The 13,906-nt window shown below is 59.6% G+C and carries 15 protein-coding genes and 1 pseudogene; 4 read left to right on the top strand and 12 right to left on the bottom strand.

Features of this window, described 5'->3' with window-relative positions:
• The 12 genes and pseudogenes from PTE30175_RS20505 to soxC form a co-directional block, all read right to left on the bottom strand.
• A partial coding sequence (locus PTE30175_RS20505; protein ID WP_191629155.1) for a cbb3-type cytochrome c oxidase subunit I occupies window positions 1-443 on the bottom strand: 443 nt, incomplete at its 3' end.
• Window positions 444-496: 53 nt separating this feature from the next.
• Window positions 497-1,630: pseudogene (gene coxB, locus PTE30175_RS20510) on the bottom strand (cytochrome c oxidase subunit II); the annotation flags it as partial.
• Between the two features lie 147 nt (window positions 1,631-1,777).
• Window positions 1,778-3,562, bottom strand: coding sequence for a protein-disulfide reductase DsbD (gene dsbD / locus PTE30175_RS20515; protein WP_150698925.1), 1,785 nt, complete (start codon window positions 3,560-3,562; stop codon window positions 1,778-1,780).
• 122 nt (window positions 3,563-3,684) lie between these two features.
• A complete protein-coding gene (locus PTE30175_RS20520) occupies window positions 3,685-4,212 on the bottom strand; it encodes a thioredoxin family protein (RefSeq protein ID WP_150698926.1) in 528 nt (175 codons plus the stop codon).
• A gap of 130 nt (window positions 4,213-4,342) precedes the next feature.
• The gene (soxB, locus tag PTE30175_RS20525) at window positions 4,343-6,055 is read right to left on the bottom strand and encodes a thiosulfohydrolase SoxB (protein ID WP_191629157.1); all 1,713 of its coding nucleotides are present in this window, start codon (window positions 6,053-6,055) and stop codon (window positions 4,343-4,345) included.
• Window positions 6,056-6,090: 35 nt separating this feature from the next.
• On the bottom strand, window positions 6,091-6,708 hold the full coding sequence (gene soxX, locus PTE30175_RS20530) for a sulfur oxidation c-type cytochrome SoxX (RefSeq protein WP_150698928.1): 618 nt from the start codon (window positions 6,706-6,708) through the stop codon (window positions 6,091-6,093).
• An 18-nt stretch (window positions 6,709-6,726) separates the two neighbouring features.
• A complete protein-coding gene (gene soxA, locus PTE30175_RS20535; RefSeq protein ID WP_150698929.1) occupies window positions 6,727-7,542 on the bottom strand; it encodes a sulfur oxidation c-type cytochrome SoxA in 816 nt (271 codons plus the stop codon).
• Window positions 7,543-7,595: 53 nt separating this feature from the next.
• Window positions 7,596-8,045 carry a DsrE family protein gene (locus tag PTE30175_RS20540; protein WP_191629156.1) on the bottom strand — a complete coding sequence of 150 codons (450 nt, stop codon included), beginning with the start codon at window positions 8,043-8,045 and terminating at the stop codon, window positions 7,596-7,598.
• A 79-nt stretch (window positions 8,046-8,124) separates the two neighbouring features.
• A complete protein-coding gene (soxZ, locus tag PTE30175_RS20545; protein ID WP_150698930.1) occupies window positions 8,125-8,436 on the bottom strand; it encodes a thiosulfate oxidation carrier complex protein SoxZ in 312 nt (103 codons plus the stop codon).
• 27 nt (window positions 8,437-8,463) lie between these two features.
• Window positions 8,464-8,937, bottom strand: a complete 474-nt coding sequence (soxY, locus tag PTE30175_RS20550) for a thiosulfate oxidation carrier protein SoxY (protein WP_150699004.1) — start codon at window positions 8,935-8,937, stop codon at window positions 8,464-8,466.
• 89 nt (window positions 8,938-9,026) lie between these two features.
• On the bottom strand, window positions 9,027-10,088 hold the full coding sequence (locus tag PTE30175_RS20555; protein WP_224788896.1) for a c-type cytochrome: 1,062 nt from the start codon (window positions 10,086-10,088) through the stop codon (window positions 9,027-9,029).
• Window positions 10,089-10,098: 10 nt separating this feature from the next.
• Window positions 10,099-11,451 carry a sulfite dehydrogenase gene (gene soxC / locus PTE30175_RS20560; protein WP_150698932.1) on the bottom strand — a complete coding sequence of 451 codons (1,353 nt, stop codon included), beginning with the start codon at window positions 11,449-11,451 and terminating at the stop codon, window positions 10,099-10,101.
• A 393-nt stretch (window positions 11,452-11,844) separates the two neighbouring features.
• Here soxC and PTE30175_RS20565 point away from each other — a divergent pair, with 393 nt between their 5' ends.
• The 4 genes from PTE30175_RS20565 to PTE30175_RS20580 all read left to right on the top strand — a co-directional run bounded on the left by PTE30175_RS20565 (window position 11,845) and on the right by PTE30175_RS20580 (window position 13,899).
• Entirely contained in the window at window positions 11,845-12,408 is a 564-nt protein-coding gene (locus PTE30175_RS20565; RefSeq protein WP_150698933.1) for an RNA polymerase sigma factor, read from the top strand.
• Window positions 12,405-13,118, top strand: a complete 714-nt coding sequence (locus PTE30175_RS20570) for a hypothetical protein (RefSeq protein ID WP_150698934.1) — start codon at window positions 12,405-12,407, stop codon at window positions 13,116-13,118. The genes PTE30175_RS20565 and PTE30175_RS20570 overlap by 4 nt, the downstream gene beginning before the upstream one ends.
• Window positions 13,119-13,231: 113 nt before the next feature.
• Window positions 13,232-13,558, top strand: coding sequence for a c-type cytochrome (locus tag PTE30175_RS20575; RefSeq protein ID WP_150698935.1), 327 nt, complete (start codon window positions 13,232-13,234; stop codon window positions 13,556-13,558).
• Window positions 13,559-13,596: 38 nt separating this feature from the next.
• Window positions 13,597-13,899 carry a DUF2818 family protein gene (locus PTE30175_RS20580; RefSeq protein ID WP_150698936.1) on the top strand — a complete coding sequence of 101 codons (303 nt, stop codon included), beginning with the start codon at window positions 13,597-13,599 and terminating at the stop codon, window positions 13,897-13,899.
• The last annotated feature ends 7 nt before the right edge of the window (window positions 13,900-13,906 follow it).

The following is a 13,906-nucleotide window of genomic DNA, read 5'->3' on the forward strand; positions in this document are numbered from 1 at the left end:
TACATGGTCCAGCCGGCCGCGGTCGCGCCGCCCGGCACAAGGAACGACGCCAGCAGCAGCAGACCGCCCACGGGCAGAAGCCAGAAGCTGAAGTTGTTCATGCGCGCGAAGGCCATGTCCGATGCGCCGATCTGCAGCGGAATCATCCAGTTTGCGAAGCCGACGAACGCCGGCATGATCGCGCCGAAGATCATCACGAGGCCGTGCATCGTGGTGAGCTGGTTGAAGAACTCCGGACGCATGAACTGCAGGCCCGGCTCGAACAGCTCGGCACGGATGAGCAGTGCCATCACGCCGCCCGAGAGCAGCATGACGAACGAAAACACCATGTACATCGTGCCGATGTCCTTGTGATTCGTCGCGAACAGCCACCGGCGCCAGCCGAGCGGATGGTCGTGGGCGTGCGTGTGACCCGCCGTGGCTTCGTGAGTGGTCGATGTCATACCCAATCTCCGTCGTTGATCATGTCAATCCGCACGGCCGGCGCTCAGCCCTTCGAGCTCGCGCTTCCGGCGTCGGCGCTCTTGCCGCCGCGTGCATCCCGCACCTGCGCCGGCTGTACGATTTCACTGGTCTTGTTTCCCCACGAATTTCGTTCGAACGTGATGACCGAGGCCAGCTCCACGTCGTTCAACTGGCTCCAGTTCGGCATGGCGTTCTTGCCGTGCAGGACAATGCCGATGTGATCCGCGACAGGACCGGTGGCGATCTTCGAGCCGTCCAGCGCCGGGAACGCACCGCCGCCGCGGCCGTTGGGCTGGTGGCACACCGCGCAGTTCGACGCGTAGACCTTTTGGCCGCGCTCCATCAGCTCCGGCAGGGTGTAGATCTTGTTCGGATCGTCGACGGAGGCGGCCATCAGCTTCTTCCTCTGGTCGACCCATTTGGCGTAGTCATCTTCCGAGACGACCTTGACGACCACCGGCATGAACGCGTGTTCCTTGCCGCACAGTTCGGTACAGAAGCCGCGGTATTCGCCGACTTTCTCGGCCTTGAACCAAGTGTCGCGCACGAAGCCGGGAATCGCGTCCTGCTTCACGCCCAGGGCCGGTACGTACCACGAGTGGATCACGTCGTTGGCCGTGGTGATGATGCGCACCTTCTTGTTGACCGGTACGACCAGCGGATTGTCGACTTCCTGCAGGTACGTGTCGGTCTTGGGCTGCAGGCCATTGATCTGCTCGCGCGGCGTGGTGAGCGTCGAGAGAAAGCTGATGCCCTCGCCCGGGCCCTTCAGGTAGTCGTAGCCCCACTTCCACTGGTAGCCGGTGACCTTGATGGTGACGTCGGCGTTGGTGGTGTCCTTCATCGCGACCACGGTACGCGTCGCGGGCAGGGCCATCGCGATGACGATGATGAACGGCACGACCGTCCAGATCACTTCCACGGTGGTGCTTTCATGGAAGCTGGCAGGTTGGTGGCCCTTCGACTTGCGGTGCTTGATCACCGAGTAGAACATCACGCCGAATACGCCGATGAAGATCACCAGGCAGATGATCAGCATCATCGTGTGCAGGCTGTATAACTCTTCGGCGACTTTGGTAACTGGAGGCTGGAAGTTGAGTTCGTTGACCGCCGGCCCGCCCGGTGCGTCACCCACGGCCATTGCCGGGCTGTCGGCGAGCATCATGCCGCCTGCCACCAAGGTCGCCGCGACTTTCCTCAATGTATTCATAGCTTCCTTTGCCAAAGTTCCAGATCAAATCCGACCGATCGCCGCTGGCGTAACCGAGGTGCGAGCGTCGTGCGCAGTGCCGGGCGTCGCAGTAGTTCGCCCTCACGCGCCCTCGCGCTCACGCAATTGGACCAAGTGCTCCAGTAGGTCATCGGCGCCGAATTCCCCGACAAACCGCAGGCTGCGCTGCTCTTCGCCACTGCTTTGAAGCAACATCACCGTGGGCGGCCCCATGACCTGGAGGCGCTGCATCAATGCCTGCTGATCGGGTGAATTCCTGGTCACGTCGACGCGAACCAGCCGGACTCCCGAGAGCGCCTGTTGCACCCGAGCGTCGCCGAAGACAGTACGGTCGATCACGTGGCACGAGACGCACCAGTCCGCTGAGAAATCAACCAGAACCGCTTGATGGCTTGCCTTCGCGGCTGATAGTTGCTGCTGAAATTGATTGGCGTTGCCCACGGTGACGAAACTCGATGTGGCGGCCTTGGTGGTCACCGCGCCGGGTTGATTGCCGAAGGAGAGCGGGCGCCACGGATCATCCGCGCCTGCAGCCGCCCCTACGAGCATGACGCCACCCCAAAGGCCGAGAAGCAGACCGAAATAGCGCGGCACGACGAGACTGAACGCGGTGCGATTGTTTGCGCCTGACGTGAACGCCAATGCGCAGGCTATTGCGAGAAGCAATGCTCCCCACAGGCCCAGTGCAAGCGGGGCGCTTACCACGCGTTGGGCCATCCAGATGGCCGTAGCCAACAGGATGAAGCCGAAGCCGACCTTGGTTCGGTTCATCCAGGGGCCCGGCCGAGGCAGGAGACGCCCACCGGCGGTCCCGACGAGAAGCAGCGGCACGCCCATGCCGAAGCCGAGTGCGAGCAACGCGAGCCCGCCCCGGACGGTGTTACCGGTCTGTGCAATGTAGAGGAGGGCGCCAGCCAAGGGGGCGCTCATGCAGGGTCCGACCAGAAGTGCGGACAAAAAGCCCATCGCGGCGGTGCCGGCAAGCGTGCCCCCACGCTGGCGTTGACTGGCATCGGCCAGCCGTTGTCGCAGCCCGGAGGGAAGCTGCAGTTCGAATACCCCGAACATTGCGAGTGCGAGGATGACGAAAATCATGCCGAAGCCGAGAACGGTCCAGCGGTTTTGCAGAAAGGCCTGAAGGTTCGCGCCGGCCAACGCGGCAACAACCCCTAGCGCCGCGTAGGTCATTGCCATCGACAGTACAAAGCTCAACGACAATGCAAATGCACGTCGTGGGCTGACCTGGCTGCCGACAACAAGGCTCGAGAGAATCGGCACCATCGGCAATACGCATGGGGTGAACGCAAGTAAAATCCCCATGCCGAAGAAGACCGTCAAGACACCTGCCCACCCGGTCCCTGCGAGCAATCCGGTGAAATGACCTTCACTGTTGTTGATGTCCCTGTCTGCGGCGCCGGGCGATGGCATCTGCGCATTGCTGCTACCGGATTTCGCGGAAATCGCGGTGAGGGGCAAAGTCTGTTGTTGCGGCGGGTAACAAACACCCGCGTCGGCGCAGCCTTGCCATTGAACATCGAGTTGCTTGGCATCCGCGGTTGCAACACGCACGGTAACCGAGTCGCGGTACACCTCGGTATCGCCAAAGTTCTCATCGTGCTTCTTGATGCCTGACGGCAGGTCGACGGAAGCCACCGAGTTTGCGGGCGTCTGGTGGATCACCATGTGATCGCGATAAAGATAATATCCCTTCGCAATTTGCCAGGTAAGGCGCGTCTCCCCGGGATTGGAAGTGTCAACGGAGAGCTGGAAGGCCTGCTCCGGCGACAAGAAATCCCGTGCGTGCAGCGCTACCCCTTGCAGCGTCAGCCACAGGCCGATGGTCCATAAGAGAATAATGCGTTTCATGGGTTCCTACGCATACATGGATGTTGAAGGTGGCCACAAGACATGGGCGGCGGAGGTCAGCGGCGAGCCCCGCAAGGGGGGCTCACGAGTTCTCGGCCACGGGTATGTTCTGCAGCGGATTGCTAGTCGTGGCGAATCGTCTTCATTGCTGTCTTGAGCGACGCGTCGAGGTATGCTCCATAGAATCCGGCCGTGTCTCCGCCAATGAGGGGTTCAGCAACGCTGTTGCCTTTTGCGTCGACGAAGACGAGTGTTGGCGCGAGGCGGGCCTTGTATTTCGCGGCCAGATCGCGCTGCGATAACTGGGCTCCGGTGAAATCCACCAGTCTGCGATCACCGGCAAGATCATCGACCATTCGGATCAATACCTTGCCGTGGTAGCGGGGATCTCGTTGCAGCGAGGAAAGATAGTTCGTCTCGATTTCTTCACAGGGGCGACAACCCGGCAGACTGAAGACAAGCAGGAATACGGCGTCATGTGCCGTTACCTGCTTGGCGTCGCTCTGAAGATCGGTGGCGAGGGTGATTGGCGGCGCCGAATAAGCGCTCGCCGCAACCAATAGTGAAAGAAATGGAATGGCAAACTTCCAAAGCCGTGTATGACTGTCCATAAGGCACCCCACGTGGTTCTGATTCAACTGTGCGGTCATGTTGCAGACCAGATATGAAATCGGCAGATTGCCGCCCCTTACAACTGTTGATAACCGGGCTTCCTCACGCGCTCTCCGGGAATTGCAAGATCCCTGGATCGACTGCGGGTCGCCATGCCCGAACGAGGCGTCATGCGATGCCCGGATTGCCTTCGACACCCTTGAGTTTGGGCAGGTTGAGCGCACGCGGCTTGATCACTTTCTGGTCACGCAGATACTTCGCCGCGAGATCCCAGATCGGCTCGCCGCCGGTGCTCTTGGCCTCCTCGGACACGGGGGCCCAGCCGGCGACCTTGTACTTCTTGCCGGCTTCCAACGCTTTGCCGTTGAGGTGCATCTCGCTGATACGGTCACCGGCCTTTGCGCTCGGGGTGCACGTGTATTGGAGTCCGCCCACCCGCACCATATCGCCGCCTTGCTGGTAATAGGGGTCGGGATTGAACAGGTTGTCACACACGTCCTCGAGGATGGTCTTGATCGTGTCGCCGGTCATTTCCGTGACGGTGGTGTACGGGTAAGTGATCGCGGTCTGATCGAGGACGTTTTCCATCAGGATCGGTTGGCCGGGCATCAACGTGGTGCCCCAGCGGAAGCCGGGCGAAAAAGCGATTTCGGCATCCTTTACCGCCAGCAGTGCGTCCAGGATCAACTGGTCGAATGTCCCGTTGAAGTTGCCTCGACGGTAGAGCAGACCTTCGGTCGTGGCAAGATGCTCGTTCAGCTTTCCTTCGTATGGCGCTCGAATCTTGTTGATGAGCGTATCCATCGCCGGGTCTGCGGGCAGCAGATTGGCAAACACGGGGAGGAGCTTGTAGCGATAGTCGGTGACTTTTCCGCCCTTCACATCAAGATCCAGCACGGCCAGGAATTTCCCGTTGCTACCCGCATTGGTCACGAGCGTCTGGCCGCCACGGTTCCTTACGATCGTCGGTGCCGGTACACCGTCGTGCGTATGCCCCCCCATGATCGCGTCGATGCCGTGCACGCGCGAGGCCATCTTGAGATCCACATCCATCCCGTTGTGCGATAGTACGATGACGGCCTGGGCACCCTTCGAACGGACTTCGTCCACGACCTGCTGCATGCTTTCGTCCTGGATGCCGAAGCTCCAGTCCGGAATCATGTAGCGCGGATTGGCGATCGGGGTGTAGGGAAATGCTTGCCCGATGATGGCCACCGCAACGCCGTTGATCTGCCGAATCACGTACGGCTTGAAGACCTGGTCGCCGAAATCGTTGGTTTTCACGTTCTGCGCGACGAAGTCGATCTTGCCCTTCAAGTCGTTGTCGACCAGTTGCTTGACGCGCTCGGCGCCGAGCGTAAATTCCCAGTGCCCAGTCATGATGTCCACGCCGAGCAGCTTGCAGGCATCGACCATGTCCTGTCCCTTGGTCCACAGGGATGTGCCGGAACCTTGCCAGGTATCTCCACCATCCAGCACCAGGGCCCCCGGGCGGCTTGCCTTGATGCGCTTGATCAACGTCGCAAGATGCGCGAAGCCGCCGACTCGGCCATAGACCTGTGCGGCATGGTTGAAGTCCAGGTAGGTGAATGCGTAGGCGTCACGGCTGCGAGCGGGAATGCCGAAATGCTTGAGAAGGGCCTCCCCGACCAGATGTGGCGGCTGTTTGCTCGCCTGGGCCACACCAAGGTTGACGTTGGGTTCGCGAAAGTAGATCGGCAGGAGTTGCGCGTGGCAGTCGGTAAAGTGCAAAAGACTCACGTTGCCGAAGCGCGGCAATTCATAAAAGTTTGAGTCCGGGGTGGCCGCAAAGGGGCTATCCAGCATCAGACCCGCCGCAGCGCCAAGCGCCAGCATTTGAGCGAATTCCCTACGATTCATGGCCATGTATTACTCCTGCGGGGGCGAATGCCGTCTTACTTGTTGATCGGAGAATCCGGGTCGAGTAGCAACGCAACCAGGTCCTTAATCTGTTGTTCGTTCAAAATCTTGTTGTGCCCAAAGCGCGGCATGTTCGAACACGCGCTGTACGCCTCCGAGTTGTAAATCTTCCCGTAGGTATATTTCACGACCCCTTCGGAATTGCCGCGTAGCTTCCCGTAGTGATAGAGACTTGGTCCGAGCGTCCCGTAAGCGATCTCCTTCTGCGAGAGTTGATGACATGCGTAGCAATTGCCGCCCACCGGACCGTCCGGTTTGTCGGAGAACTGCAGGCCGCGACCCTCCTGTGCAATCTTTTCGCCTTCGCGCCAATCTCCTAGAAGCTTGCCGGACGTCGGATACACGATAGTGGCAAGCTGGGCCTTTTCGAGCTTCTTTGCGACCTCGGAAGGCAAATTGTTATGGCTCTTGCTGCACAACGCCTGGACCTGGTCTTGCGTGAGGCGCGCCTGCCATTCCGGGGACGCTTCGGCGAATCCGGCTTTCACCACCTTTTCGGCAGATGGGTCGAGACTGGTTTCACCGTGCACGGTGGTCGCACAGGCCAGGGCGATTCCGCACGCTGCAAGCGCATGCATGAGTGCTTTGTTCATCGCATCGATCTCCGTTCCTTAGCGCTTCATTCCAGGCGCGTTCATCATTCCGCCGTTCGCGTTCTTGCCCAGATAGACGGTGAGCGCCGTGACCAGATCGGATCCGTATTCGACGGGCGGCATGCGCTGCTGGCGCAGGCAGTCATAGATGCGATGCTCCATGGAGCGCACCGTACCTTGCGAACCCCGGTATGCCGGCCAGGCGCCGAACACTGGCGCCGCCTCCTTGGGGTCCGTGAGGTTGGCGAGGCTCTGCAGGCGGATCCGCTTGCCGGATTCGCTATGACACGTGGCGCAGGAAAAATCATGCGGCCCGGCCCGGTAGTAGAAGATTTGCTCACCGACGCGGTAAGCCTCCCGCTCCTTCGGGTGGGATTGCGGTACGTTTATTTTTGCGCCACGCGATGTGTCGGCGATGTAGGCTACCAACGCCTCCATGTCCGACTGGCCGTCTTCCTTGGAAAAGTGATTCTTTTTGGCTTCCGCTTCCGAATAACCTTGCTGCGTCACCATGCAGGTCACCAGGCGAGACTCGAGATCCTGTACCTTGTCGGTGTCCTTGAAATAGCGGGGCAGTTGCGCATATGCGCCTTTGACTACGCCCGGACCCAGCCCGAGGTCGCAATGCTCGAGACTCACCTGCTTCGGCCCGCGCTTCTCCTTCCACAATCCCTCACCACGTGTTACCCAAAGGTCTGCGGGATTCCCGTCCTCAAGCATCTCGCGATACTGGGCGGTGGCGTCCCCTGATGAGTCTTGGGCCATGGCCGTTCCAATACAGGTGAACACGCCAAGTGCGGCGAAGGCCACGAGGGTGAAGCCTGGTTTGCGCATGAAATCTCCCTCCTCAATGATGCAGACAACGTATGTAGCGCATGATTACCCGATCACGGCTTGATGTACCCGTAACCTTCAGCCTCCAGCCTGGCGATCTCCGGCATGCCGGCGGGGATGATCTTCGCCTCGGGGATCACCTTGTGCCTGTCGATATTTCGGCCGATCAGCGTGTTGTTGCAAACGCGAAAATCCACACCTCGGCTCACCAGCGTCTGAACCGTGGCATCAAACGGGTTGTTGTTTTTGTCTTTCGCGCCTTCCAGAAGGAAGTCCACGCCATAGTCGACGGCGACCACTGTGATCTTTGCGTTGGGATCGACGTCTAAATGATTGCGGATCTTGTGCAAAGCGGACGCGGCTTGATCGATGCCTTCACTCAGGTGGTACACAACCTTCACCTGCTTGTTTGACAGGCCTGCAGCAGATTGCGAGGCGGGCACCGCCAGGATGACAAGGCAGCCAATCAACGCAGCCCTAAAAATCTTGAAGAAATCGCCCATTGCATTCTCCTTCCGGATGTGTCTGATCCCGGGACGCTTCGAGAGTCAGCCTGCGGTGCGGCCCACGCTTCGTGCCGCTTCAATTGATCGCGGCTTCGTCGGTTCTCGTCTCGCCCTTGTTGTCGACCCAAGTGACCTGGAGCTTGTCCCCTTTGGCGGCGCCCTTGAACTTGAACGCCAGGTACGGGTTCTTGGCCACTGCCGGTCCCCACTGCGCAGAAAGCACTGTCTTGCCATTGCAGGTGGCGGTGACCATCTGGATGAAGTGCGCGGGTACCACTGCGCCATTGGCGTCCTTGCGCTGCCCCGTTTCCATGATGTGGCCCATCAATACCTTCACATCCACCGCGTCGCCCTGCAGGGTCGCGCGAATTCGCATCGGATCTGCCATGATGTATTTCTCCTCGAATTTTTCAGATCAGCCGCCGCAGCCGCCCAGGGTCACCTTGACTTCTTTCGACGTCACATAGAATTTGCCGTCGGCCTGGACAAGCGCGTGAACCTTGGAGGTTTCACCCATCTTCACGCGCGTGTTGACGTTGGGTTCGGTTCCCTCCGGAATGTTGAAACTTGCTGCGAGCGTGTTCGGGTTCTTCTCGATCAGGATCGAGATGGACGTAATCTTTGGCAGAATGCTTGTCACCGAGATCGGAACTACGGCGCCGTTCTCGGCAATGTCTGGTGCGGTCAGCGTGATGTCCTTGCTTTCAGCCGCGCTCGTGCCACCAAGCTGCTTGATGGTGTCGTCGACACTGGTTGTGCCGAACGCTGCCTTGTTCCAGGTTGCCGCCGCAAACGCGACTACGGGCCTGAACACCCCTGCGGCCAGCAACGTTCCAAGCAGGGTGATGCTCCCGGTGGTCTTGAGAGCCTTTCTGCGCATTGCATTCATCGTCATCTTCCTCCTTCTTTGTTCGTGGAACGGCATCCCGATGGATGGCAGGCCACGAGTCGCTGGTGAAAACCTGGTGCGCAAGGCAATCAGTGCGCGCCAGACAAGACCCACTGGACAAGCATCTTGATGTCGTCGTGCTTGATCTGACCTTGCGGGGGCATGGGTACCGCACCCCAGACGCCGGACCCGCCGTGCGTGACCTTGGTGATCAGTTGTGCCTCGGCATTCGTGTCACCTTTGTACTTGGCGGCAACGTCCTGAAAAGCCGGACCTACGATCTTGTTGCTCACACCATGGCAGGCGAGGCACCCGGATTTGCTCGCCAGGTCGCTGAATGAGGCCTTCGCCGGCGAGCCACCGCCCGATGTTGCTGCTGCAGCGGCTGGCGAGAGCTGTGAGACCAGGGGCGGCTTCGTGCCCGGCGGTTTGGTAGTCTCCGCACCACGCGCCTCACCAAAGGGACGATTCTGATCAGCCAGGTTGCCCCAGAAATTGCGTACCGAATCGGGTAGGGAAGACACGATCTTCACGTCCGTCGCACAATCCTTCATGCAGGCGACGTTATGTGTATCGGGCTTGCCCTTGATGTCCCACATGCCGTGATCGCGCGTCATGCCGTTTCGGTTTGGCATCATTTTTTGCACGTCGCGGATGTTCTGATCGCTCAACGTAAAATCGGGCGGTACGATGTCACCCAGATTCAGCAGATATGCCAGAACGGCGTAAACGTCATCGTTACTCAAGGACTTGGGTGCATTCCACGGCATGGCACGGTGGATGTAGTCCCACAGCGTGGAGAGCGTCGAGTCCTTGGACAGCGTCGAGCGAAGCGGCTGAGGACTTGCCAGCGTTGCTGCGCGGCCGGTCTTCATGTCATCCTTGGTCGTGCCGCCGACGAGCGGACCGAACACCTCGGAGCTTTCGCCGAAGGTGCCGTGGCAGGTGGCACACTTGCCTTCCCAGATGGTTTGCCCATGGGCCACTGTGCCGGATCCTTTCGGAAGGCCCTCGAAATCCGGGCGCACGTCGATGTTCCACGCCTGGATCTCCGCTGGTGTGGCAGCGCGGCCGATCCCGGAATGGGGGGCCGTTTGCGCGACGGCAGAACCGGCAAGAAGGGTCAGCGCAGGCAGCGCCAGCGCAAACACGAAACCGGTATTAGCTAACCTCGACATTGCTCACCTCGCCGGACTCCGCGATCATCCAGGACTGGACGCCGTTGTTGTGGTAGGTCGACTTCGTGCCGCGTACCTCGCGCAGCTGTTTCATTGTTGGCTGCACAAACCCGGTCTCGTCGATGGCACGGCTTTGCAGGATGGCGGGTTTGCCGTCCCAGACCCAGTCGATGTTGAAGCGGGTGAGTGCCTTGGTCAGGACGGGCGTCTCAAGACGCGCCGTTCGCCAATTTCGACCGCCGTCAGCGGAGACGTCCACCCGCTTGATGCGTCCCCGACCCGACCACGCGAGCCCGGTGACGTTGAAGTACCCCTTTTCCAGCAATATCTGTCCGCCGGACGGAGAAGTGATGACCGACTTGCATTCCTGGATCGAGGTGTATTGCCGTTGCAGACCGCTTGGCAAAAGATCGGCATAGGCGACGGTTTCGTCCTTGGCGCCGAAAGGCATATCGCCGACCTTGATGCGTCGCAGCCATTTGACGTTGGACACCCCCTGTACGCCAGGCACCACCAGGCGAAGTGGGTAACCGTTCTCCGGGCGGAGCATTTCACCGTTCTGCCCCCAAGCCACGATCACGTCGTCCAGGGCTCGTTCGATGGCAATGGTGCGGGTCTCACTGGAGCCGTCTGCGCCTTCGGCAAGAATGAACTTCCCGCGCTTTCGATCGAAGCCGCAATCATCGAGGATCACCGACAGCGGGACGCCGGTGAATTCGCTGCACGAGAGCATGCCGTGGGTGTATTGCACCGTGGGCACAGCCACGTTTCCCCAGTTCATCGCGCTATTGGCACCACACTCGATGAAGTGGATGCGGGAGACCGATGGCAATCGCATGAGATCGTCCATCGTATACACCTTCGGCCGCTTGACAAGGCCGTTGACCATGAACCGGTGCTGGCTCGGGTCGATGTCAACCCATCCCTGATGGTGCCGCTCGAAGTGCAGGCCACTGGGCGTAATGATCCCGAACAACCCCTGCAGAGGCGTAAATGCGACTGAAGCTTGCGAGACCTGCGTGAGCCCCGGACTTTGCCTGCGCACCAGATTCTTCTCGTAGGGTGAGGGCATGCCGTACGGGTTGGTGGCGACGGCTTTGCCGAGTGTGGTGCTCCAGGGCGGGAGCTTGAGAATCGCGGGATCTCCCTCAACCGATCCGCCTTCAGCCGCTGCCGGACCCCCGGCTACTGCAGCGGCCGCCGCGCCGCTTGCCAGCACCAAGCTCCTTCGCAAGAAATCCCGCCGCCCTGACTGCACCTGCGCGATCTCGTCGGACGACAAGAAATTCTCTGGCGCGGGCTTAAGGCGACCAGGTCTCGTACTGAAGTCTGACATTGCTCCTCCTTTCGTTCATGCGCCATCCGGCCAAGGTGGGCTTCATCCCCACCCAGGTTCGGGGTGTCAATCTCTTTGCTTGTTTGCTGTGCCGCAGCAATTCGTCTTGGCGAGCACGGCCAAATTCGTTGCCATCGCATTGCGACCCGCGCCGTACGCCGCCCCATACGTTTGAGTTCTCCCGAGGGAGTACTATTGGCAAGGCGTTGTACGTATCAGCGGCCTACCTTTCCGGCGGCGCATTTTGATGTCTCCTGCTCGATAAGACGGCAGGATTTTTCTTCTTATTCCATTTTTTTTCGGCGAAGAAACCGGCGATTTGCATGGAATAATTTGCCGCCTGCGCCCGTCTTCAGTAGTGGAGGGGGTCGTCATCAGGGCGAGACGCTAGCGATGAATATTCTTGGGCTCCTGGGCCGTACCAGGGAATTCCACGACAGACTGGAGCAAAGCCGCGCTCGGCTGTACCGGGTTGCATTTGCCTGGTGCCGTAATCGCACTGTGGCGGAGGATCTGGTGCAGGAAACTCTGTCGAAGGCGCTGCGCAAGTCGAGTCAATTGCGCGACTTGAAGGCGTTGGATGGCTGGCTCTTCAGCATCCTCACCAACTGCTGGCGCGACCATTTCCGCAAGCACGTGGATATGGAGGACATCGACGAGATCGACGAGCTGAATCTAGCCAGCGATCTGACGCCTGAAGACGCGTGTGCCCAGAATGAAGTCGTCAACAGGGTGAGGGCGGCGGTCGCTGCCTTGCCTCCCGGACAGCGGCAGGTTCTCACCCTGGTTGACCTGGAAGAGTTTTCCTACTCGGAAGTGGCAGAGATTCTTGATATCCCCGTGGGCACGGTCATGAGCCGCTTGTCCCGCGCGCGGCAGGCACTGACAACGAAGCTGTTGCGCACGGCGCAGACAAGCGCGACGAGCAGGGCAGCGAACATTGTGAGGTTCAAATGACGCACGAAATTTCAGACGAGTTGCTCAACGCATTCGTCGACCATCAGCTCGATACGGTCGAAATCGGCAGGATGATCGCCGCGATGGAGGAGGACCCGGCGCTTGAAGCGCGGATTTTCGAATTGTGGCGTGTCAAGGCCATGGTCCAACATGCCTTTCGCGACGAGAAGCCGCCGCGTGTAGAGAGCAGAACCACCCGCTGGCCCGCGTTTCGGATGGAGCACGCGGTTGCCACACTCTTGCTCGTCGTGGTCAGCGCTGCGGGCGGTTGGTTCGCCCGCCCACCAGGCGACGGGAATGTGCCGGGAGGTTTTCAGCTGTCGGCGCGAAGCGCGAGTGTTGTCGAGAATCAAAAAGTCGTACTGCATGTCGATTCGGCGGATCCGGCGAAGCTGAAGACGGTTCTGGACAGGGCTGAACTGCTTTTGAGCGACGCGGGGCGGTCTCCGCATGCGGTTCAGGTGGAAGTTTTGGCCAACAAAGACGGGCTTGATTTGCTCAGGGCGGATGTTTCTCCCTACGCGTCGCGCATCAGGGGTATGCAACAGGCGCACCGGAATCTCAGGTTTATCGCTTGTGAAAACGCTATTGAAAGTTTGAACAACAAGGGCGTTGTGGTCCAACTTTTGCCTGGTACGGCAATCGCCCCGACCGCGGTAGATCAAGTCGTCATGCGACTTAGGCAGGGTTGGGAATACGTCAAGGTATAGAGCGTTCGGCGAGTTCGGAAGGAAGCACGGAATCCGGCTTCGGCCGGCGCAGGACAGAAGCTGATTCTTCATCCATGTTGCATTTGAGACCTACCAGGAAAGGAGCAGGAGACATGAAATACGCGGTTATCGCATCGTTGCTCATGACGAGTTTGTCGCTCGCCCACGCGGCTGACGCAACCAAGGCCAAAGAGATCATGAGCAAGAGTGACTGTGCTGCATGTCATTCTGTGGATCAGAAAATGGTCGGCCCGTCCTTTCATGAGATTGCCGCGAAGTACAAAGGCGACAAGAGCGCCGAGGACAAGCTGATCAAGAAAGTAAAGTCCGGTGGCTCGGGGGCCTGGGGCCCGGTGCCCATGCCCGCCCATCCGCAACTGAGTGACGCGGACACCAAGACCCTGGTCGATTGGGTGCTGGCAGATGCGTCCGCGAAATAGATGATGGCGAAGTCGGTGCGTCGCTGATGACACCTGCCATGAATCTATCTGCAGGAGGGTGGTTCGTGATCCTGTTGGCTTTCGTTGGAGCCAATCTGCCATTCGCGAACCAGCGTCTGTTCGGTGTATTGCCAATCGGGCGGCCCATCAAAAGCATCTGGCTGCGGCTACTGGAATTGATTGCCGCTTATTTCGCGGTGGGGATACTCGGCCGGGTAATTGAATCCCGCTTGGGTAACGCGTTTCCGCAGGATTGGGCGTTTTACGCTGTCACGGCGAGCCTTTTTTTGACCTTCGCGTTTCCCACTTTCGGTTATCAATACCTCAGGCGGCGCAGGTGATGGTAAT

Source organism: Pandoraea terrae (assembly GCF_902459695.1).
Taxonomy (GTDB): domain Bacteria; phylum Pseudomonadota; class Gammaproteobacteria; order Burkholderiales; family Burkholderiaceae; genus Pandoraea; species Pandoraea terrae.